Origin of the sequence: Prochlorococcus marinus str. MIT 9201 (genome assembly GCF_000759955.1) — a bacterium.
Taxonomy (GTDB): domain Bacteria; phylum Cyanobacteriota; class Cyanobacteriia; order PCC-6307; family Cyanobiaceae; genus Prochlorococcus_A; species Prochlorococcus_A marinus_G.
In genome coordinates this window covers 1-22,206 of the sequence record NZ_JNAL01000017.1, presented here as the reverse complement: position 1 = coordinate 22,206, position 22,206 = coordinate 1, and the positions used below count along the sequence as shown (strand labels likewise).

Sequence of the window (22,206 nt, the reverse complement as noted above, 5' to 3'; positions counted from 1 at the left end):
AAAATTTGTTATGAGTTTTTTTACATGGAAAGATAATGGATTAACAAGTGACTGCTCAAGTCTTGATGCAATGGCATCAAGGTTTGAAGAAACTGCTAACTTAATGAAAAAACTATCTAAAAAAGGCTTCAAACTAAAGAAAACTCATAACAATCAACTGATTCTGCACCCAGATCCTAAAGTATTTGATCAGTGGGGTTTTATTAGTGAGGAACTTCCTTTTAAACAACTCTGTTTAATATCAGAAGAAGAATGATTATTTGACCTTGAAAACTCTTCTGTAAGTATTGATAAATAATTTCGTACATGAGTATTCCAACTAAAGTGCCTGTTAACCCCTTCAATTCCATTTCTACTCCATAATTTCCACTGATTATTATTTGAAATTCCTTTTTCAAGAATATTTTTCAACTCGTTAATATCAGTAACATCTACCAAAAGCCCATTTGCGCATTTCGAGCGAATTTCTTTTGGTCCTCCATCATTCGTTGATATTATTGGTAATCCACATGAAGAAGCTTCAATAAGGGTTAAACCAAAAGGCTCCGTTAATGCTGGATTTACAAATACACCTCCTCTGCTAGCAGCCCACCTATATAAAGCAGGTATTTGACTTGGAAGATGCTTTTTTGGATAAGCAACTTTTCCATACAAATTATATTTATCAATCGTTTCAAAAATATTATTAAAAACATCTTTTTGCTGAGGATCAAGTTTTGAGGTACTTTCTCGACAACCTAAAATCAAAATTAAATTAGTTTTTCTTTTTAATTTCTCAGACCTTCCATATGCCTCAATCAAAGAGGGAATATTTTTTCTTCGTACAGCCCTAGAAATAGTCAATAATGGAGGTTTAGTAGAATCCTTTAGAAAAGGTTTCATCATAATATCAATTTCAGCTGTCTCTGTTGTCGAGTGAATATGATGAAACTTATTATGGTCGACACCAGGCGGAATCACTTTAGCCTTGTGAGATGAAAAAGAAGAATATTGGGAATATTGATAAACGGACTCTTGTTTAGTGCTTGTAACAATAATATCTGCTGTCTTTAATGCTTTTTCCTCTGCCTCAATTCTTTTACTTATGGAATAAAGCTTTTCAATCTGATTGCCTTTTAAACCGGTATCAAGCAATTTTCTCTTTTTTTCCCTTCCTAAAGAATGACCAGTAAAAATAAGTGGAACGTTTAAAGATTTACTTAATTTAACTCCGACATATCCAGCATCTGCATAATGTGCATGAATAAAATCAGGCTTTTTATTTGTTTTATAGTGTGAAATAAGGCTTTCAGTTAAATCGTCTAAATAAGGCCAAAGTAATTCTTTTCTTAAATATTTATTAGGCCCAAATTTAAATCTTAAAATTTTAACTCCAGGTTCTACAAATTCTTTTTCTTGAGAGTATTCATCGTCAACTTTAGCATCGCTGATTAAACGAGTGACTAAATCTACTTGATCAACTTCTGTAGTATTGGCCAAACTTTTAACTAATTCTAAAACGTATTGTGTTTGCCCTCCTGTATCTGCATCTCTACCTAATTCAAGATTTTTAGAACGTATAAGACCATGTAAATGTAAATGTAAAAATTTAAGCCTCATTCAGCAAATCCTCCGATCAACCGCCTTTAATACAAATAAGCTGAATTTCCAAAGGAAATATTAAGAAAGCATTATGATTTTCAAAATTTTTGTATTAAAATTTTAAAAAAAGCAGAGAGAGACTGACATTAAGTCCCTCGAAGAAAGACTTTCACTTTACATAGATAATTAAAAATACAAAGAAATACAACAAAGATTCTCTTAATTTAGAACTTTTTTTAGATATTTAGCTGTATGGCTTGTGGGATGTTTCGCTACATCTTCAGGAATACCTTCCACAATAATTTCACCCCCTTTATCTCCTCCATCAGGTCCTAAATCGATTATCCAATCCGAGCATCTAATAACATCGAGATTATGTTCAATAACAATTACTGAATTACCTTTATCTACCAAACGTTGTATGACATCCATTAATTTATGTACGTCATAAAAACTTAAACCTGTAGTTGGTTCATCAATCAAATATAAAGTTTTTCCAGTAGCTCTTTTAGATAATTCGGTGGCCAACTTAACTCTTTGAGCCTCTCCACCAGATAATGTGGGAGCAGGTTGGCCTAATTTGACATATCCTAATCCGACATCTACTAATGTAGATAACCTATCAGCAGCTTGAGGTATAGCAGAAAAAGTTTCTGCAGCTTGTTCAACAGTCATCTCTAAGACATCAGATATATTAAAACCTTTGTATTTAACTTGAAGAGTTTCACGGTTAAAGCGAGCTCCTTTACAAACTTCACATTGAACATACACATCAGGCAAAAAATTCATTTCGATGACATTAACTCCTTGGCCTTTACACGCTTCGCATCTTCCTCCTTTTACATTAAAACTAAACTGACCAGCCTGGTAACCCCTTGCTTTGGCTTCCACAGTAGCAGTAAATATCTGCCTTATAGGATCAAAAGCACCTGTATATGTGGCAGGATTTGATCTTGGTGTTCTTCCTATTGGAGATTGATCAATAACGATGACTTTATCAATTGCCTTTATACCCTTTAACTCTTCTACCCCCTGAGGAAAAGGAACTTTTAATCCCAGAGAATGACACAAGGCAGGGTGAAGCAACTCATTTATAAGAGTACTTTTACCACTACCACTAACACCAGTTACAGAAACTAGTCTTCCTAATGGGAACTCTACAGATATATTTTTTAAATTGTTTTTTGAACAATTATTTAAAATTAAACTTTTTTTCACAGAAGATCTGCGTTCTTGTGGAGTAGGAATCGACTTCCTCCCGCTTAGATAAGCCCCAGTTAGTGACCGCTCTGATTTCAAGACATCTTGATATGATCCACTAGCAATAATTTCTCCACCATAAACTCCTGCACCTGGACCAATATCTACTAAATAATCTGCAGATTTCATAGTATCTTCGTCATGTTCAACAACAACTAAAGTATTGCCAAGATCTCTTAAACTTTTTAAAGTTTCTAATAATCTGTCATTGTCTCTCTGATGTAAACCAATACTTGGTTCATCTAACACATATAAAACACCAGTAAGACCTGCACCGATTTGAGTAGCTAATCTAATACGCTGAGCTTCTCCGCCAGACAAAGTCATTGCTGGTCTATCTAGAGTTAAATAATCTAAACCAACATTAATTAAAAACTTCAATCGTAAACGAATCTCTTTTAAAACCAATTCACCTATCTGCTTTTGTTTTTCTGATAAAGATATATTTTCCTTTTTAGTCTTGCCTAATCCCATTAGGAGCTCTACATGAGTTAAAGTTTCTGAAACACTTATAGAAGTTAAATCAGTAATATTAAATGGACCAAGTTTAACTGCCAGAGCCTCAGGTCTTAATCTTTTGCCAGAACATATTTTACAAGCGACTAATTCTTGATATTTTTCTAATTTTTGTCTTACAGATTCTCCATTAGCTTCATTCAATTGTCTTTCTAATATTGGTAAAATTCCCTCAAAAGGTCTTTCAAAACCACTAGAAGTTTTAAAACGGCTATCAGCTTGAATTAATATTGGTTTATCCGATCCCAAAAGTAGAACTTTTTTTTGCAAATCACTTAAATCTTTCCAAGGAGTTTTTAATTCAAAACCATAAGCTTGTCCTACAGAATAAAGTAAAGAAAAATAATAAGTATTGTCTTTTTCACTCCAGGGAGCTATGGCGGCATAAACAGGTAATGTTTGATCTGGTATAACTCGATCAGCTGTAAATTTTTTTAAATAACCAATTCCATGACAGTCTGGACACGCCCCATATGGGCTGTTAAAAGAAAAAAGTCTAGGAGAAAGCTCCTCTACAATAGAACCATGTACAGGACATGCATAATTTTCTGAATAAAGTTTCTCTCTTTCTAGGTTAGGAGGTAAACTTTCTCCTTTTTTAGGCACAACTTCTACAATCGCTAAACCATCGCCTCTCTTTAGACAAGTTTGTAAAGAATCGTTTAGTCGTTCTTGAATTCCTTCTCTTGCAATAAGTCTATCAACTACTACCTCAATATTATGAATTTGGTTTTTATCTAATTCAATACTATCAGCAAGTTCTCTTACCTCACCGTTGATTCTTACTCTAGCGAAGCCCTCAGCAGCTAGTCCACTTATTAATTTTGTATGAGTTCCTTTCTTCCCTCTTACTACAGGAGCCAACAATTGATACCTTGTTCCTTCTGGCAATAAAAGAATTTGATCAACCATTTCATCGATTGTTTGTGGGGCAATTGGAATCCCACAATGATGACAATGCGGTTCACCAGCACGACCAAACAACAACCTCAAGTAATCTTGTATTTCTGTTACTGTTCCAACAGTTGAACGAGGATTATGACTTGTTGATTTTTGATCAATTGAAATAGCAGGTGATAAGCCCTCAATATTATCAACATCTGGTTTATCTACTTGACCTAAAAATTGCCTTGCGTATGCTGAAAGACTTTCGACATATCTTCTTTGACCTTCAGCAAAAATCGTATCAAAAGCTAAAGAACTTTTACCGCTACCACTGACTCCTGTAAAAACAATAAATTTATTCCTAGGTAGAGAAAGGTCAATATTTTTTAAATTATGTTGACGAGCTCCTCTAATAATAATCGAGTTATCTTTTTCATAATTATTATCAGTTTTAATAACCATATTTAAATCTAACTATGATTTAGAAAGACTATTATAGTGGAATTTTATCTATTTTATGCAGCAGCATGATCAAGAAGTCTAGAAGCATATTCATTTACTTCGGTTGAACCTCCACCAATAAGTTCTATTAATTCATTTTTTCTTTGTTTTTTTGTAATTAGTTTAACTATTGAAGTATAAGTTGTTCCATCGACAACGTTTTTAGTAACTTTAAAATGAGCTAATCCCCTAGCAGCCAAGAAAGGCTGGTGTGTAATACATAAAACCTGTTGATCTTTAGAAATTTCTTTTATAAGCTCAACCAAAGAGAGTAAAGATTTACCACTTAAACCGTTATCAATTTCGTCTAAAAAGAAAGTATTTGGTTTTTTAGAAATACTAGATTTAATAGCTAATAAGAATCTTGACATTTCTCCACCTGAAATAACATTTGATAATGAAGCAAGCTTCTGATCAGGATTAGCAGAAAACAAAAAATTTATATTATCTATACCATCGCCAGAAGGCTTACATTCCGTAAAATGAATTGAAAAATTTGCATTTTCTAATCCTAAATTTCTTAAGATAGAAATTACCGAGTCTTGTAACTTTTTAGCAATTTTTTTTCTTTCAGTAGATTGAGTAAAAAATAAAGAATTTAAATTACTTTCTAAGTTTTTAATTTGATTTTCGATATTACAGATCTCATTGTCTTTATCGTTTTTTTGAAAATATGTTCTTAATTGATCTCGCTTTTTAATTAATTGAGGTAAATCCAATGAAAAAGTTCTTTCTAAGTTTTTTAAAAAAAATAATCTTTTTTGTATTTCTGAAAGGTTAGATTCATTGTCATCTATATCTTGAATATATGAGTTTAAAGCGAAAATTAAATCTTCAATATAAGTTTGGATATCTAATAAATTTTCTCTAAACTTTTGAATTTTCAAATCAAAATCTGCTGTTTTGTTTAGATTTTTAATTGATTGATTTATTAAAGACGATACTGATGGTTTATCATGACTGAAATTATTTAAGTTATCTAAAGATGATTGAATTGAATTATTTATTTCGAGATTATTTACAAGTTTATTTTCTAGTAACTCCAATTCTAATATTTCCTGACCGGACTCTAAATTAGCTTCCTCTAGAGTTTTCAAAATTTGTTTAGTTATTAAGTTATTTTCTTCTTGCTTCTTAGAAGATTCAATTTTTTCATTTATTAAAACTGTTAAAAACTGAATTTCCTCCCATATATTTTTAATCTTTGAACTTGTATCTCTCAATTCTTGAGAACATAAATCATCAATAATTAATCTTCTCTTGTCTAGAGAATCAAATATTAAAGCATCTGATTGGCCTGCGAAATCAATTAATAATTGTCCAAGTTCTTCTAATAATTTTTTATTAATTGAGAAATTGTTAAGACTATATTTAGATAAAACTTTATTTTTTTTTCTATAAGATATTCTTCTTACATTTATAACTGAATTGCTTTTAAAACCATTATTAATTAGCCAATCATTGATTTGAAACGAAGAAGAAAATTTTGCCTCGATAGCACAATGGTCTTTTCCTGGACGTATTAAGTGCTTTAAAGGTATATTAGTTCCACCAAATAAAACATTTAAAGAATCCAAAATTAGTGATTTTCCTGAACCAGAATCCCCAGTAATGATGTTCAAACCTTTTTCGAAATTAATTTCTATAATCTCTATTAAGGCTATATTTTCTATCTTTAATTGTTCTAGCATGATAAATCTTCCATATAAAAAAATTAACTGGTTTTTAAAAAAAATAAAGGTTTTGAATATATAAAGTTATGAAAGAAGATTTTACAGATTTTATTGAGGTATCTGGACTGTTGAATTATGATCCAGAAACAATTTCTAAAATTTACAAAAAGAACCCAAAAAGACTTCTTAAAAGACTTTGGCAAACACTCATACCTATTTTTGCCTATTTATTTTCTGTTGGATGGGATAAATTAACCGGAAGATTAAAAAATGAAGCAAAAGCAAGATTTAGAGCAAGAGAATTAACAAATTTGTTAGTAGAACTTGGTCCTGCATTTGTTAAGGCTGGTCAAGCTTTATCAACAAGACCAGATATCATTCCAGGAGTTCTTCTTGAAGAATTATCTGAATTACAAGATCAACTACCAGGGTTTGATGGTGATAAAGCAATGGAATTAATTGAAGAAGATTTAGGGTCCAAAATAGATGAGATTTTTTTAGAAATTGATAAAAAGCCAATTTCCGCTGCCTCTCTAGGGCAAGTGCACAAAGCTAAATTAAAAAATGAAGAGACTGTTGCAGTAAAAGTACAAAGGCCAGGCTTAAGAGAACAAATAACTTTAGATCTTTACATTGTAAGAAATATTGCTTATTGGCTAAAAAACAATGTCGGCTTAATTAGAAGTGATCTAGTTGCTTTGATTGATGAATTAGGCAAGAGAGTTTTTGAAGAGATGGACTATTTAAATGAAGCTGCAAATGCAGAAAAATTTAGAGATATGCATAAACATAACAAAATGATTGCTGTGCCAAAAATTTACAAAGAAATAACTTCAAGGAGAGTTTTAACAATGGAATGGATAGACGGTACAAAATTAACAAATTTAGAAGACGTAAAAAGTTTAGGAATTAATCCTGATGAAATGATTGATATAGGGGTGCAGTGCAGTTTAGAACAACTTTTGGAACATGGTTTTTTTCATGCAGACCCACATCCAGGTAATTTATTAGCCTTAAAAGATGGAAGATTATGTTACTTAGATTTTGGAATGATGAGCGAAGTTTCCAGAGAGTCTAGATCAGGCTTAATTCAAGCAGTAGTACATTTAGTAAATAAAAACTTCGATAAATTATCTCAAGATTTCGTTAAATTAGGATTTCTATCAGAGGAAGTTAATCTAGAACCCATTGTTCCAGCGTTTCAAGATGTTTTCATTAACGCCGTCGAACAAGGAGTTTCAAAAATGGATTTCAAGAGCGTTACTGATGATATGTCAGGCGTTATGTATAAATTCCCTTTCAGACTACCTCCATATTATGCACTTATAATTAGATCATTGCTTACATTAGAGGGTATAGCTTTAAGCGTAGATCCAAACTTCAAAATATTAGGCGCAGCTTATCCATACTTTGCAAGAAGATTGATGGAAGACCCTGATCCACAATTAAGAGAAAGCCTTAAAGAAATGCTTTTTGATAATAAAAAATTTAAATGGGACCGTTTAGAAGATCTACTTTCTAACGCTGCAAAACAAACAAATCTAAATTTAGAAAAACTTTTAGACGAAGTTATAAATCTTCTTTTTTCTCCAAAAGGAGGGTTTCTTAGAAATGAGATAGTTGAAAGTTTAACAAATCAGATAGATATACTCAGTCTAAAAATATTGAAAAATTTGAATAACTATCTTCCACAATCAATTAAATTAAATACTATTAACGAAAACAACATGTCAAATGACCTTATAATGAGCATAGAGCCATTAAGAAACTTTTTAGAGATTTTACAAAAAGTACCAGGCTATTCAATTGACATTTTTCTAAAAAGGGTTCCGAGACTTATAAATGAGCCTTATACAAAAGAAATGGGTATAAAAATCGCAAAAAAAGTTACTGAAAAAGGAGTTGTAAGACTTGTTAAGATTGCCGCTGGTGCAAATATCTAAATGAATTTTAGTAAATTTTTAATATTTAAAATTTTTTTTCTTTTAGTAAGTTATCCATTATTTTTTAATCCTTCAAAAACTTTTGCTGCTGAGGAAATTAAAATCACATACAGCATATTTTCCAGAACAATTAAAGTAAATTCTTTAAAAACTTTTGCTAAAGAAGGTAAATCAACAAAAAAATTAAAAAGAATTTTGAAAGCAACAGGGTCACCCGATAAAGAAATTAGAAATATTTTAAATAAAGATTTTGAAGTTCCTATTACGATTGCAAGCAAATTAGTATATTCTGAAATAGGAAATATTTTTTTAACAAGACTTTCATCTATTATCCACCCACCCAAAGCAAATGATGAAAGAACAGGTATGCTGGCCCTTAGAGCAAGCGTAATTCAAGGAATTAATATAGGAGATGGAAAAATAAATCTAATAAATTTTTTTGAAGGATATCCAACTAAAACTGTTATTTTAGATGTCAGCGCTTTGAGCAAAGTTATGAATAAAGTAGAATCAATTTCAGAATTATTAACCTTTTTCACCAATTCTCCTCTAGAAAAAATCAAAACAAATTAAACAATCATGGTGTTATTAAATAAAATCAAAAATAAACTGCGTATTAATTACAGAAAAAAAAGATGGCCAGGTCTAATAGAAGCTTATAAACAATATCTCCCAGTTACTAAACAAACTCCTATTATTTCCCTTAATGAAGGAAATACACCACTAATCCTAAGCGATTCAATTAGCAACTTAATTGGAAATGGAACAAAAGTTTTTTTAAAATATGATGGCCTAAATCCAACAGGATCTTTTAAAGATCGTGGTATGACTATGGCAATTAGCAAAGCAAAAGAAGAAGGCTGCGAAGCAGTAATTTGTGCGAGTACTGGAAATACTTCTGCAGCAGCAGCAGCATATGCTTCTAGAGGAGGATTAAAACCTTATGTTTTAATACCAGAAGGATTTGTTGCACAAGGAAAGCTTGCTCAAGCATTAATGTATGGCGCTGAGATAATATCTATTAATGGAAACTTTGATAAGGCTCTTGAAATAGTTAGAGATATATCCTCAGAAAATCCGGTAGAACTCGTTAATTCGGTTAATCCATATCGAATACAGGGACAAAAGACAGCAGCTTTTGAGATAGTTGATGACTTGGGAATTGCTCCTGATTGGCTTTGTATTCCAATGGGCAATGCAGGAAATATAACTGCTTATTGGACGGGATTTAAAGAATATTCAAAAATAAAAAGAAATTTGAAATTACCAATTATGATGGGTTTTCAATCCGAAGGCTCTGCCCCTTTAGTAAAAAATATAATAGTTAAAGACCCAGAAACTATTGCAACTGCAATAAGAATTGGGAATCCTGTAAATAGAGAAAAAGCAAAAAAAGTAAAAAAAGAGAGTAAAGGAGACTTTCAGTCAGTTACTGATGAAGAAATAATCAATGCTTATAGAATCCTTGCCAAAGAGGGAGTCTTTTGTGAACCTGCAAGTGCAGCATCAGTTGCTGGGCTGATTAAAAATAGAAATAGAATTCAGAAAGAATCTACTATTGTTTGTGTTCTTACTGGAAATGGCTTAAAAGATCCTGATTGCGCCATAAAGAGCAATAATGCTATTTTCAGAAAAAATATAGAACCTTCATTAAAAAATATAACTAAAATCTTAGGATATTAAAATCCAAAAAAAATAGTGTCTGTGGAAATCAATTAAAAACAAACATCATATGTTGAAAAATACCTAATAATTAATTGTATTTGTTGAATAAATTTAAATTTTTCTAATCGAAGAAAAACTATTCAACAAATGAAAAATTTTTTTCACATATTATTTTGTACTTAAACTGTTTAGACAAGCCACTTTAGCTAAGAATTCCACAGTTCCCACAAGAACTACTACTATTAAAACTTTTATTTATTAAATTATTTTTATATTAGAAAAGTAAAAAATTAATTTATTGAATTTAATTTACGAAAAAAGTATATTGTATTTGTAAAAAGTTCCAAATTCCGATGGAAATTATTTGTAATCAAAATGAATTAAATAATTCTATACAACTAGTGAGTAAAGCAGTTGCTTCAAGACCAACGCATCCAATTCTTGCAAATATACTTTTAACAGCTGACGAAGGAACCAATAAAATTAGCATGACAGGATTTGATCTTAATTTAGGAATTCAAACCTCTTTTGATGGAACTGTTAAAAATAGTGGAGCTATTACTATACCTTCAAAACTTTTATCTGAAATAGTAAACAAACTACCTAATGAAACTCCTGTTTCTTTAGAAGTTGATGAGAATTCAGATAATATTTTAATAAAAAGTGACAGAGGTTCTTTTAACCTTAAAGGTATACCCTCTGATGAATACCCTAATTTACCATTTGTTGAAACTGGGACTTCTTTGAATATTGATTCAAGCTCTTTTTTAAAAGCTTTAAAATCTACCATTTTTGCTAGTAGTAATGATGATTCAAAGCAATTACTTACAGGTGTTAATTTCACATTTAAACCAAATTATTTAGAGTCTGCTTCTACAGATGGTCATAGATTGGCTGTTGCTTTAATTGGCAATGAAGAAAATATCGAAAATGAAGAAAAATCATCTTCGAATGATGGTGATTTGTCAGTAACTATTCCAACAAGATCATTAAGAGAAATTGAAAAACTAGTATCTTTGAAAAGTTTAGAAAATTCAATAAAACTTTTCTATGATAAGGGTCAAGTAGTATTTATTTCTTCTAACCAAATAATTACTACAAGAACCCTAGAAGGTAAATATCCTAATTACTCACAATTAATTCCTGATTCTTTTTCTAAAATACTGAACTTTAATACAAAAAAATTAATTGATGCATTAGAAAGAATTGCCGTGTTAGCTGATCAGCAAAGTAGTGTTGTAAAGATTAAATTAGATGATACAGATTTAGCTTCAATCAGCGCAGATGCTCAAGATATTGGAAATGCAAATGAATTAATACCTGTTTCATACTCTGGAGAAAACTTTGATATTGCATTTAACGTAAGATATCTATTAGAAGGTTTAAAAGTTATTGCTTCTGAAAATGTACTTTTAAAGTGTAATATTGCAACTACTCCAGCTGTTTTTGTACCAGAAGATAATTTGAATTCTTTTACTTATTTAGTTATGCCTGTGCAAGTTCGTTCTTAATTTGGAATTACCTAAAGAAATTTTATTAAGTGACCTATTAAATTATTGTGTTAAGGGTGATATGTTCCTTAATTATGGAAATGGTGAAAATGTTTGGATGCACCCTCCAGTTCATCGAATTTTAGGATGGTACTCTCGTCCATCAAATTTTGATTTGAAAAGAAATGTTTGGCGATTAAATCAAATTTCTCAAATAATAGATAATGAAATCTATGTTAAAGGTAAGCCAGCTATTTCTGATTTAGCAACTTTAAATAGATTCCCAACTTTAATAGAAGCTAATCTGATAAATGTAAAAGGATCAAAAATTGGCGTTATTGCAGATTTTTTATTTGAAATGAAAACTGGGAAAATTAAATATTACTTAGTTTCTAGATCTAATCCTAAGATTCCAGGGTCTAGTAGATGGAAATTAAATATTGAAAATATTAATGATCAACAACCCGGATTGGTATTTTGTGAAATAAATTCTTTAGATGATTTATCTTTATTAAAATCAAGTATTAAAAATGAATTCATGCAAAAAGGAAAAAAAATTATTGATAGATTTGATGATATGAAAAATATTGCGTCTAATAGATTAGAGGAATGGCTTGAAGAAGATGAAGATATAAGCCAAAACTTAGATTTTAAACAAAAAAGTTTTTATAATGAAGATATAACATCCATACCGTTTGGCGAAAAAAAAGAAGATGATCCCTGGATATAAAGAATGATAAATCAAGAAAATTATGATCTCAATGAGGCACTGAAAGTTGAAAATTTAACAATTAATGATTATGAAGAAATTTGCAAGAGATTAAAGAGAAAACCTAATAGGACTGAATTAGGCATGTTTGGTGTTATGTGGTCTGAACATTGTTGTTATAGAAATTCAAAACCTTTACTATCTAAGTTTCCCACTAAAGGTAAAAATGTTTTAGTTGGACCTGGAGAAAATGCTGGTGTTATTGATGTTGGAAATAATCAAAAACTTGTCTTCAAAATAGAAAGTCATAATCATCCTTCCGCTATTGAACCCTTTCAAGGTGCGGCAACAGGTGTAGGGGGAATTTTAAGAGATATATTTACAATGGGAGCAAGGCCAATCGCAGTTTTGAATTCATTGAGATTCGGAAATCTTGATAAATCATCAAATGTTGATTTACTGCGAGGAGTTGTATCCGGCATTGCTCATTATGGGAATTGCGTAGGCGTGCCGACTGTTGGAGGTGAAATTGACTTCGATGATAGTTATTCAGGAAATCCTTTAGTGAATGTTATGGCTTTAGGACTTTTAGAGACTAATGAAATTGTTTGTTCTGGAGCTAAAAATATTGGATCACCAGTATTATATGTTGGTAATACAACTGGAAGAGATGGAGTTGGCGGTGCTAGTTTTGCTAGTTCAGAATTAACTACAACCTCATTAGATGATAGACCAGCAGTTCAGGTAGGAGATCCATTTATTGAGAAAAGTCTTATTGAAGCTTGTTTGGAGGCTTTCAAAACAGGAGATGTAATTGCAGCTCAAGATATGGGTGCTGCAGGTTTAACATGCAGCAGTGCAGAAATGGCTGCAAATGGAAATTTAGGTATATCTATTGATTTAGATTTGGTTCCTTCTAGAGAAGATGAAATGTCTCCATATCAATATTTATTATCTGAATCGCAAGAGAGAATGTTGTTTGTCGTTAAAGAGGATAAAATTAATGATCTTATAAAAAAGTTTAATAAATGGGGATTATATGCGAATGTAATTGGTCAGGTAATAGCCACTAATGAGGTAATTATTTCTCATAAAGGTCAAATTGTTGCCAAAATACCCACTTCTGCTTTATCTGATGATACCCCTGTTAATTTTCATAATGTGATTGATACTCCACCTGATTATCTTTTAAAGAAATGGGAATGGAAAGAAAGTGATTTGCCAGCAATTTATGAGCAAAAAATATTTTCACTCAAGGAAAATAAGAATTTTTCTTATTCAGAAATTATTTTAAAACTACTCTCTAATCCCTCAATAGCTTCTAAACGATGGATTTATAAACAATATGACTCTCAAGTGCAGTCAAATACAGTTTTTAAACCTGGAAAATCAGATGCAGCTGTAATAAGATTAAGAGAACAAAATAATAAAAATAAAAATAAAGTATTTTCTGGTATCGCTGCTTCAGTTGATTGTAATAGTAGATGGGTTTCTCTTGATCCTTTTAGAGGAGCTATTGCTGCTGTCGCAGAATCCGCTAGAAACGTTAGTTGTGTTGGTGCTGAGCCAGTAGCAATTACGAATAATTTAAATTTTTCTTCTCCAGAGAATGAAATAGGATATTGGCAACTCTCATCTTCATGTAATGGAATTGCTCAAGCTTGTGAAGCTTTAGAAACTCCTGTTACAGGAGGTAATGTTTCTTTGTATAATGAATCTAAAAATAAAGATAACGTAATAACTCCTATCAATCCTACTCCAGTCATTGGAATGGTTGGAAGCATTAATAATGTCGAAAAAGCTATAAGTAGTGAATGGAAAAATATTGATGATGAAATCTGGTTAATTGGTTCTACTAAATCAGATACAACAATTGCAGCTAGTTCTTATCTGGAATATTTTCATGGAGAAATCACAGGCCGTCCTCCAAAAATAGATTTAGTGGATGAAAAATTTTGTCAGAATTTTTTAAGAAATGCGATTTTAAAAAGTCTTGTAGTTTCTTCTCACGATATTAGCGATGGCGGTTTAGCTATAGCTTTAGCAGAGTCTTGTATTTTGTCATCAAAAGGTGCAACGATAGAATTAACCAGAGATTTAAATAGAGATGATAATTTATTGTTTGCAGAAGGCGGTTCTAGAATTATTTTTTCAATTAGTAAAATAAACGAAAATGAATGGCTTAATTATTTAAAAGAAAATCAGATAAAAATTCCATCAAGTGTTTTTGTAAAAAAAATAGGACGTGTATCTAATGAAACGCTTAAGATAAAAATTCAAGATAAAGATATCTGCAATATTAGGGTTGAGGAATTATCCGAAAAATTTAATAATAGTATTTCAGGTTACTTTTAAATATGAAAAATATTTCTCAACTATTATTTTTTTTAAGATATTAAGTTATGTGCGGAATAGTTGGAATCGTTTCTTCAGATGATGTAAATCAACAAATTTACGATAGTCTTTTGCTTTTGCAACATAGAGGTCAAGACTCAACAGGTATAGCCACAATGGAAAATACCGTTTTTCATATACATAAGTCTAAAGGTCATGTTAATACTGCTTATAGAACGAGAGACATGAGGAATTTAATCGGTAAAACTGGATTGGGTCATGTTAGGTATGCAACAAAGGGATCAGCAGAAAGTGTAGAGGAAGCTCAGCCTTTTTATGTTAATGCACCCTATGGAATTGTTTTGATACACAATGGTAATTTAACGAACACGAGAGATTTAGAAAAACAATTATTTAATGTTGATAAGCGTCATACAAATTCTTCAAGTGATACTGAAATGCTATTAAATGTATTTGCTACAGAATTGCAAGAACAGATTCATAATCAAGAATTACAACCTGATATTATTTTTGATGCTGTTAAATCTTTGCATAAAAGAATTCAGGGATCATATGCTTCAATTGCATTAATTTCAGGACATGGTTTATTAGCATTCAGAGATCCTTTTGGAATTAGACCTTTAGTAATTGGAAAAAGACTTTCATTAAAAACAAACAAGGAAGAGTGGATGGTTGCTAGTGAATCTTTAGTGCTCGAGAATAATGATTATCAAGTTGTTAGAGATGTAGATCCTGGAGAAGCAATTTTTATAAATCAAAATGGCGAGTTTTTTTCTAAGCAATGTTCCGAAAATCCGTTTTTATGTCCCTGTGCCTTTGAATATGTTTATTTAGCTAGGCCAGATTCAATCATGAATGGAATTTCAGTTTATAAAGCTCGTTTAAAAATGGGTGATTATTTGTCTGAAACAATAAAAGAGACAATTAATTCAGGAGATGTTGATGTTGTAATGCCAATTCCTGATTCTTCTCGACCTGCCGCTATGCAAGTTGCCAGACAGTTAGGAATAGAGTATAGAGAAGGTTTTTTTAAAAATAGATATGTTGGTAGAACATTTATAATGCCTGGTCAGCAGAAACGTAAGAAGTCTGTAAGACAAAAATTAAATGCTATGAGTGCAGAATTTAAAAATAAAAATGTATTAATTGTTGATGATTCAATAGTAAGAGGTACTACTTCAAAAGAAATCGTTCAGATGGCTAAAGATGCAGGAGCAAATAAAGTTTTTTTTACATCAGCAGCACCTCCTGTACGTTTTCCTCATGTCTATGGAATTAATATGCCTAATAAAGATGAATTGATAGCTCACGATAGAACAATTAGCGAAATTGCTCATCAACTTAGAATCGATAATCTTGTTTATCAAAGTGTTGAAAATCTACGTAAATCCATAATAAATGATACTTTAATTAAGGATTTGGAGATGAGTTGTTTTACTGGCTTTTATGTAACAGGAACAGTAAATAAAGAATATTTAAATTGGGTTGAAAACGAATATAAATCTTAGTCGAGAAGGTTTTTTAGTAGAAAACAATTTTCAAGATGTTCGCCTGTTTCTAATTTTAAAAAGTCAATTAGTGAATTTGTTTTATTAGATTTGAAATTTAATTTGTTAAAGTTTAATCTAGCAGATTTATTTTTATTAGTTTCAATATCGAGGTAATGGTTGCTTGGAAGGACTTTTAAGAAACAATCGTTTTTAAGCTGAGTTTTTTCATTTAAGTAACCTAAGCTATATTCATTAGCGTAATAAATTTCATTAGTATTTATACAAAAGATTTTCCCATTTTTAGAAATTAAATAAATATTTTCTTCATTTCGATGCGGACAACAAGAAACAATCTTTTCAGTTGGTAAAAGCTTTACAAGCATTAAACCCTGAGATTGTTTTGTTGTTGGAGTTAAAAATTTATCTGATAAATTGTATTTAAAAATTCTTCCAATTGAGGTTAATATTATTAAATTTTCTTCTTCATTAGAAATAAATGAATCAATTGTTTTTATATTTTTTTTTAATTTTGTTATTGCAAAAGATCTATTACTTTTGATCATATCCTTATCAAATAAAACTTTTTTAAATCTTCCATCTGAATTTAAGATACATAAATAGTTATTAACCCCTTTTTTAATTGAATGGAAATTTATTATCTCATTTGGTTCAATATTTCCAAGACTTTTATTATCTAATTTATAGTCATTATTAATATTTGACTCCCAATCTATATGAAAAACTTTACCCGTATGAGTGATTCCAATTAATTTTAAATTTTTATCAATATTACATATAAATTTTTGAATATTTTTATTATCTATTATTTTATTTGAATTCTCAAAAGATTTCTTATAACTATTCAAAATCATTCTCCTTAAATATAGTCTATTGTCTATGTGTAATTTAGTTTTTTTATTGATGAATTCTTCTAATATTTGATTATTAATTGTTTCTAACTCTTCATTTTGATCTATGTTTTTTAGAATTCTTGTTTTTCTTTTGACATTATATTTCTTCTTTAATAATAAGAATTCATCTATTAGCAACTCAAGTAATAATTTTCTTTCGTTTAATAATTTTTGAAGATAATTCTTTTTTTCTTGTAAATCTTTTATATCGTCATTTATTTGATTTCTTTCAAGATTTGTTAGTTTTTTTAGAGGCATATCTAAAACTGAATTTGCTTGCTTTTCACTTAAGAAAAATTTAATAATTAATTTTGATTTGGCCTCTCCAGAATTTTCAGAGTTTTCAATAATCTCGATAACTCTTTTTATATCTTTTGTTGCCTTAGATAAACCTTCTAATATTTCAAGCTTTTCCAGAGTGTTTTTTAGAAAATAATTAGTTCTTTTTCTAATTGTTTCTTCTCGAAACTCAAGAAAAAAGTTGAGATATTCTTTTAAGTTTAACTGTATAGGCTTACCTTTAATTAAGGCTAAAAATATTGCACCAAAGTTAGTTTGTAGAGTTGTTTTTTTATATAAATTAGAAATTATAAGTTCAGCATTGGAGTCTTTTTTTAGCTCTATTACAATTCTCATACCATCTCTATCGCTTTCATCCCTAATATCAGAAATTCCATTAATTTTGCCTGTATTAACAAGTTCTGCTAATTTTTCAATCCAACCAGCTTTACTGATTTGATAAGGAAGTTCAGTAATAATCAATGCATTTTTTTTATGCTTACCTTTGCCCAAAATTATTTCTTCTGTATTTATGACCCCTCTAATTGTTATTGATCCTTTGCCCTTTGCATAAAGTTCTTCTATTGTTTCGCTTTGAATTAATTCTCCACCTGTAGGAAAATCAGGCCCTTTAATAATGTTTGAAAGTCTTTTATTACTTATATCTTTATTTTTTACTAAAGCAATTAAGCCATCTACTATTTCGCCTAGATTATGAGGGGGAATGTTTGTTGCCATCCCAACTGCAATACCTGATGACCCGTTTAACAATAAAAATGGAAGTTGGGCTGGAAGAACATCTGGTTCTTTTTGTGAGCCGTCAAAATTATTTGAGAAAGTTACTGTTTCTGACCCAATTTCTTCAAGAAATCCTTTATAAGCTATCGGAGCTAATCTTGTTTCAGTGTATCTCATTGCCGCTGGTGGATCATTATCTACTGAACCAAAATTTCCATGGCCGTCTAGGGTAGGATACTTAGTTGAAAAATTTTGTACTAATCTTACTAATGCATCATATACCGCTTGATCTCCATGAGGATGGTACTTTCCAAGTACATCTCCAACAACTCTTGCACATTTTCTAAATGGTCTTTCTGGTGTTAAACCTAATTCATACATTGCAAAAAGTATTCTTCTTTGCACAGGCTTAAGCCCATCTCTTGCATCTGGTAGAGCACGTCCAACTATTACACTCATTGCATATTCCAAATAAGAACGTTGCATTTCCTCTTGAAGTGAGATAGAAGTGAAATTTTTCTTATTCATCAGAGCGCAAAATTTAAATATGTATTAATTAACTAAATTAAGACTAATAGGTAAACAAATATTTACCAGTATTGAAAATTAAGAAGATGCATTTATTTTCGATTTTGCCAATGCTACATCTGTTTGAATCTGATCATTTTGTAGAAGTATTTCTGTTGAGTTTTGCAATTTTTCGCCCCACAACTGTTCTTTTCTAAAATCATAGTCAACATAGTTAGGGTCTTTAGTTAAAGCTTTTTTTGCAAGCTCTAGAGCTAATTTAATATCTTCTGTTCTTAAACAAGAAGCAAGTCCTAGTAATGGCTCAGCATTATCCTCTATTGAGATTGCTTTTTCAAAAAATTTCATAGATCTATGTATGTTGTTTTTTTCGTAATAAGCCAAACCTATATTATTTATCGCTTGCCAGAAATCTGGTTTTATATTTACAGCCTTATCAAATAAATTGATGGCCTCAGAGTAATTTTTTTCTATTAGTAAAATATTTCCCAATTGAAAAATAGCTTTATGGTTTTTTGGCTCAATTTTCAATCCTTTTTCTAAAGCAGTCTTTGCATTTTTAAGTTGTGAAATTTTAAAATAAACATTACCTTTAGCAAAGTATATTTCGCTAATATTCGAATTAATTTTTTGTGCTTTATTTAGGGACCTTAATGCTTGTTCGTGTAATTCGTTAGCTAGCTGCGTTTCAGCTAAAATTAACCATAGCTTTTCATTTGTCTTATCTATCTTTACGGCTAATTTTGCTAAATTAAGACTTTGTTCATATTGACCTAGATATAATAATTGATATGCACTTTTTCCAATAGAAAAACTCTCTTTTTTTAAATTTTCATCTCCTGGAAAATAATAATAGGGAATTAAAGATTGAACCTGTTTTATTTGTAAAAAATAAAAACCTATCAGAGAGATAAATATTACTTTTTTAAAAAATTTTTTCATTTATTAATTATTCATTAGATTTGCTTTTATATTTCTTCTCCACATCCATGGCTTTATTCTTTTTAATGTGGTCCCTTTAAGATTTTCTTCCCAAGTTTTATCATCCCAACTTAATGCCTCAATATTAAGATTTTTAATCCATTCTTTTGGTTTGTTTTCAAAAGTATTGTTGTATGGGACCGATTTATTCCAAGGGCATACATCTTGACAAATATCACATCCTGCAACCCAACCATTTAAATTTTTTTCAATTTTTTTGGGAATAGTTGTTTCTCTATTTTCTATTGTGTGATAAGCAATACATAAATCTGACTGAATTACAAAGGGTTCAACTATTGCTTTAGTGGGGCAGTGTTCAATACATTTTTCACATTTCCCACAAAGTGATTGATGAGGTTTATCTGGCATTAGATCTTTTGTGAGGATCATAAAACCTAAAGTAAACCAAGAGCCATTTTTTTTACTTATTAAATTACTATTTTTACCTATCCAGCCAAGACCTGCTTCTTCAGCCCATGCCTTTTCAAGAAGTGGAGAGGTATCAACACATATTTTCCATTTGCAATCAGGGATTTCAAGGTTAATCCACTTGCCAATTTTCTTTAATTTTTTGTAAATAACCTTATGATAATCTTCTCCCTGGCAAAATTTCCCTATCTTCAAGTTTTTGTCTGTGTTGTTCTTATTATTGTTGTTTTGTGAATTAATGTAAGCAAATCCAACGCTAAGAACACTTTTTGCTCCTTCAAGAAGTGTGCTTATGCTTTTTCTTCTTTCTGCTTCCATCCATTTCATTTCAGCATGGTGTTTATTTGATAACCATCTGTCGAGTGCATTTGTTCTTAACTTTAGCCGTGAACTTCCTGGTATAGAAGCAATTCCAGATATTGTAAACCCTTCACTAATTGCTTTTTCTTTTAATTTTTTACTTATTTCTTTTTTTTCTTGATGGGTATTAATCATTTCTTTATTATGAATAGCATTTCCTTAAAAAGTAAAATTTAGGGTAGAAACTAATAAATAATTTAAATTTATTAAAAAAATATATATCCTAAAGAAGTAAAAGTAGTTAAATTATTAGTAGAGTAAATTTAGTATAGAACGTTATTTTGGTTGAATCTAATCAAAATCAAGATTCTAGTTTAGGATCGAGACTACAGCAAGATCTAAAAAATGATCTTATAGCTGGATTGTTGGTAGTAATCCCCCTAGCAACTACTATCTGGTTGTCATCATTAGTAAGTAAATTTGTTTTAACATTAGTTACTTCTGTTCCTAAGCAATTAAATCCTTTTATTACTTTAAATCCTCTATTGCAAGATTTAATCAATCTTACTTTGGGTTTAACAGTTCCTTTGTTAGCTATTTTGCTCATAGGCTTAATGGCGAGAAATTTCGTAGGTAGATGGTTATTAGAATTTGGGGAAGGAACTCTTTCAAAAATTCCTGTAGCCGGAGCAGTTTATAAAACTCTTAAACAATTACTTGAAACTTTTTTAAGTAACAAATCTAATAGATTTAGAAGAGTTGTTTTGGTTGAATATCCACGAGAAGGACTATATAGCGTGGGTTTCGTTACTGGTGATGTAGGCCCTTCTCTTCAGCCAGAATTGCAGGAAAAGTTGTTAAGTGTTTTTATTCCTACAGCGCCAAATCCAACTACTGGTTGGTATACCTTGGTTCCTGAGTCCTCTGTTAAGGATTTAGATATTTCTGTTGAAGATGCTTTCAGAACTATTATTTCAGCTGGGATAGTGAATCCTGATGAGAAAAATAATACTTCTAATCCAACATTTTCAAAATTATTCTCTCAACTACGTGCTTCCACTAATACATCTTCTTAATTGATGAAATATAATAGATCTCTTTCTAGAGAATTATCTTTAATTTCTTTAGGCTTGATAAAAGATAAGGGTGAATTTAAATATAATAAATTTCAGATAGAAGAGGTTGTTGAATCTGCTTTGGATTCTTTAATAAATCATTGCAGAGATGAATTAGATATTTGCGAGTCAGATTTAGAAAATGCATCACAAAAAATATTAGATAGTGAATTGCAAGATGGGGTTGATTCTTCTCTTGCAGATGTTAGAGAACAGTTAAAAAAATCTTTAAACAAAATAGAAACCGTAATGAATACTCTCTCAGTAAGTTTAGATTTTCCAAAATTAATAGTTTCTAGTGGTCAATTTGATATAAGAGAGGATGTTAATCAGAGGATTAGTCATGTAGTTAATAACCTTGCAATTGTTGACTCTGATATTGATCAAGTAATGGATGGTTGGAGATTAAAAAGATTACCAAGAATTGATCGAGATATTTTGCGTTTAGCTTATGTTGATATTAATTTTCTTAGTACACCGATGGCTGTTGCTTGTGATGAGGCAGTAAATTTAGCTAATAAATATAGTGATATCCAAGGAAGAAAATTTATTAATGGAGTCTTACGGAGATTACAAACAGTAAAATTGCAATGATTATTTGATATAAATAGATAGTATTAAAATTTTTCTAAATAGGAATCATAACTATCAATGACAAATGCTGATTCTGATAATTCTAGAGAGTGGGCTGCACAGGCTTATGCACTTTTAAAAAAACGACAAGAAGAGCAAAAACAGGAATTAGAGAAGCAAGAAGAGCAAAAACAGGAATTAGAGAAGCAAGAAGAGCAAAAACAGGAATTAGAGAAGCAAGAAGAGCAAAAACAGGAATTAGAGAAGCAAGAAGAGCAAAAACA

The 22,206-nt window shown here is 30.5% G+C and carries 16 protein-coding genes and 1 pseudogene; 11 read left to right on the top strand and 6 right to left on the bottom strand.

Going from position 1 to position 22,206, the window contains the following annotated elements:
- Nucleotides 1-10 precede the first annotated feature (10 nt).
- Nucleotides 11-256, top strand: coding sequence for a hypothetical protein (locus EU95_RS09475; protein WP_072014842.1), 246 nt, complete (start codon nucleotides 11-13; stop codon nucleotides 254-256).
- Here the strand turns inward: EU95_RS09475 and EU95_RS02095 are convergent.
- The 3 genes from EU95_RS02095 to EU95_RS02105 form a co-directional block, all read right to left on the bottom strand.
- A complete protein-coding gene (locus EU95_RS02095; RefSeq protein ID WP_032522674.1) occupies nucleotides 190-1,599 on the bottom strand; it encodes a glycosyltransferase in 1,410 nt (469 codons plus the stop codon). The two genes, EU95_RS09475 and EU95_RS02095, sit on opposite strands and share 67 nt — an antisense overlap.
- 201 nt (nucleotides 1,600-1,800) lie before the next feature.
- Complete coding sequence (gene uvrA, locus EU95_RS02100) at nucleotides 1,801-4,704, bottom strand: excinuclease ABC subunit UvrA (protein WP_032522673.1); 2,904 nt, start codon at nucleotides 4,702-4,704, stop codon at nucleotides 1,801-1,803.
- 53 nt (nucleotides 4,705-4,757) lie between these two features.
- Complete coding sequence (locus tag EU95_RS02105) at nucleotides 4,758-6,434, bottom strand: AAA family ATPase (RefSeq protein WP_032522672.1); 1,677 nt, start codon at nucleotides 6,432-6,434, stop codon at nucleotides 4,758-4,760.
- Between the two features lie 68 nt (nucleotides 6,435-6,502).
- Here EU95_RS02105 and EU95_RS02110 point away from each other — a divergent pair, with 68 nt between their 5' ends.
- From EU95_RS02110 to purF, 7 genes are all read left to right on the top strand, one after another.
- Nucleotides 6,503-8,359: an ABC1 kinase family protein gene (locus EU95_RS02110; protein WP_032522671.1), complete on the top strand. Its 1,857-nt coding sequence runs from the start codon at nucleotides 6,503-6,505 to the stop codon at nucleotides 8,357-8,359.
- Nucleotides 8,360-8,932 carry an alpha/beta hydrolase gene (locus tag EU95_RS02115; RefSeq protein WP_032522670.1) on the top strand — a complete coding sequence of 191 codons (573 nt, stop codon included), beginning with the start codon at nucleotides 8,360-8,362 and terminating at the stop codon, nucleotides 8,930-8,932.
- 6 nt (nucleotides 8,933-8,938) lie between these two features.
- On the top strand, nucleotides 8,939-10,042 hold the full coding sequence (gene thrC / locus EU95_RS02120; RefSeq protein WP_032522669.1) for a threonine synthase: 1,104 nt from the start codon (nucleotides 8,939-8,941) through the stop codon (nucleotides 10,040-10,042).
- Nucleotides 10,043-10,377: 335 nt separating this feature from the next.
- Complete coding sequence (gene dnaN, locus EU95_RS02125) at nucleotides 10,378-11,535, top strand: DNA polymerase III subunit beta (RefSeq protein ID WP_032522668.1); 1,158 nt, start codon at nucleotides 10,378-10,380, stop codon at nucleotides 11,533-11,535.
- Nucleotide 11,536: 1 nt separating this feature from the next.
- Nucleotides 11,537-12,244, top strand: coding sequence for a PRC-barrel domain-containing protein (locus tag EU95_RS02130; RefSeq protein WP_032522667.1), 708 nt, complete (start codon nucleotides 11,537-11,539; stop codon nucleotides 12,242-12,244).
- 3 nt (nucleotides 12,245-12,247) lie between these two features.
- Nucleotides 12,248-14,578 (top strand): phosphoribosylformylglycinamidine synthase subunit PurL, encoded by a 2,331-nt coding sequence (gene purL / locus EU95_RS02135; RefSeq protein WP_032522666.1) that lies wholly within the window; start codon nucleotides 12,248-12,250, stop codon nucleotides 14,576-14,578.
- Nucleotides 14,579-14,625: 47 nt separating this feature from the next.
- Nucleotides 14,626-16,086, top strand: coding sequence for an amidophosphoribosyltransferase (gene purF / locus EU95_RS02140; protein WP_032522665.1), 1,461 nt, complete (start codon nucleotides 14,626-14,628; stop codon nucleotides 16,084-16,086).
- Here purF and EU95_RS02145 read toward each other — a convergent pair.
- The 3 genes from EU95_RS02145 to queG all read right to left on the bottom strand — a co-directional run bounded on the left by EU95_RS02145 (nucleotide 16,083) and on the right by queG (nucleotide 20,429).
- Nucleotides 16,083-18,524 carry a DNA gyrase/topoisomerase IV subunit A gene (locus tag EU95_RS02145; protein WP_032522664.1) on the bottom strand — a complete coding sequence of 814 codons (2,442 nt, stop codon included), beginning with the start codon at nucleotides 18,522-18,524 and terminating at the stop codon, nucleotides 16,083-16,085. The two genes, purF and EU95_RS02145, sit on opposite strands and share 4 nt — an antisense overlap.
- Before the next feature lie 78 nt (nucleotides 18,525-18,602).
- A complete protein-coding gene (locus EU95_RS02150; protein ID WP_032522663.1) occupies nucleotides 18,603-19,466 on the bottom strand; it encodes a tetratricopeptide repeat protein in 864 nt (287 codons plus the stop codon).
- A 3-nt stretch (nucleotides 19,467-19,469) separates the two neighbouring features.
- Entirely contained in the window at nucleotides 19,470-20,429 is a 960-nt protein-coding gene (gene queG / locus EU95_RS02155; RefSeq protein WP_032522662.1) for a tRNA epoxyqueuosine(34) reductase QueG, read from the bottom strand.
- 146 nt (nucleotides 20,430-20,575) lie between these two features.
- Here queG and EU95_RS02160 point away from each other — a divergent pair, with 146 nt between their 5' ends.
- The 3 genes and pseudogenes from EU95_RS02160 to EU95_RS0109140 all read left to right on the top strand — a co-directional run.
- Nucleotides 20,576-21,310, top strand: a complete 735-nt coding sequence (locus EU95_RS02160) for a DUF502 domain-containing protein (protein ID WP_032522661.1) — start codon at nucleotides 20,576-20,578, stop codon at nucleotides 21,308-21,310.
- Nucleotides 21,311-21,313: 3 nt separating this feature from the next.
- The gene (gene nusB, locus EU95_RS02165; protein ID WP_032522660.1) at nucleotides 21,314-21,943 is read left to right on the top strand and encodes a transcription antitermination factor NusB; all 630 of its coding nucleotides are present in this window, start codon (nucleotides 21,314-21,316) and stop codon (nucleotides 21,941-21,943) included.
- A gap of 57 nt (nucleotides 21,944-22,000) precedes the next feature.
- A pseudogene (locus EU95_RS0109140) lies at nucleotides 22,001-22,206 on the top strand (signal recognition particle-docking protein FtsY); the annotation flags it as partial.

What these genes read in the sequence shown, in the direction of transcription:
- dnaN (WP_032522668.1), top strand. Translation starts at nt 10,378, where the DNA reads ATGGAAATTATTTGTAATCAAAATGAATTAAATAATTCTATACAACTA.
- purF (WP_032522665.1), top strand. Translation starts at nt 14,626, where the DNA reads ATGTGCGGAATAGTTGGAATCGTTTCTTCAGATGATGTAAATCAACAA.
- thrC (WP_032522669.1), top strand. Translation starts at nt 8,939, where the DNA reads ATGGTGTTATTAAATAAAATCAAAAATAAACTGCGTATTAATTACAGA.
- nusB (WP_032522660.1), top strand. Translation starts at nt 21,314, where the DNA reads ATGAAATATAATAGATCTCTTTCTAGAGAATTATCTTTAATTTCTTTA.
- uvrA (WP_032522673.1), bottom strand. Translation starts at nt 4,704, where the DNA reads ATGGTTATTAAAACTGATAATAATTATGAAAAAGATAACTCGATTATT.
- EU95_RS02145 (WP_032522664.1), bottom strand. Translation starts at nt 18,524, where the DNA reads ATGAATAAGAAAAATTTCACTTCTATCTCACTTCAAGAGGAAATGCAA.
- EU95_RS02115 (WP_032522670.1), top strand. Translation starts at nt 8,360, where the DNA reads ATGAATTTTAGTAAATTTTTAATATTTAAAATTTTTTTTCTTTTAGTA.
- EU95_RS02095 (WP_032522674.1), bottom strand. Translation starts at nt 1,599, where the DNA reads ATGAGGCTTAAATTTTTACATTTACATTTACATGGTCTTATACGTTCT.
- EU95_RS02105 (WP_032522672.1), bottom strand. Translation starts at nt 6,434, where the DNA reads ATGCTAGAACAATTAAAGATAGAAAATATAGCCTTAATAGAGATTATA.
- EU95_RS02150 (WP_032522663.1), bottom strand. Translation starts at nt 19,466, where the DNA reads ATGAAAAAATTTTTTAAAAAAGTAATATTTATCTCTCTGATAGGTTTT.
- purL (WP_032522666.1), top strand. Translation starts at nt 12,248, where the DNA reads ATGATAAATCAAGAAAATTATGATCTCAATGAGGCACTGAAAGTTGAA.
- queG (WP_032522662.1), bottom strand. Translation starts at nt 20,429, where the DNA reads ATGATTAATACCCATCAAGAAAAAAAAGAAATAAGTAAAAAATTAAAA.
- EU95_RS09475 (WP_072014842.1), top strand. Translation starts at nt 11, where the DNA reads ATGAGTTTTTTTACATGGAAAGATAATGGATTAACAAGTGACTGCTCA.
- EU95_RS02110 (WP_032522671.1), top strand. Translation starts at nt 6,503, where the DNA reads ATGAAAGAAGATTTTACAGATTTTATTGAGGTATCTGGACTGTTGAAT.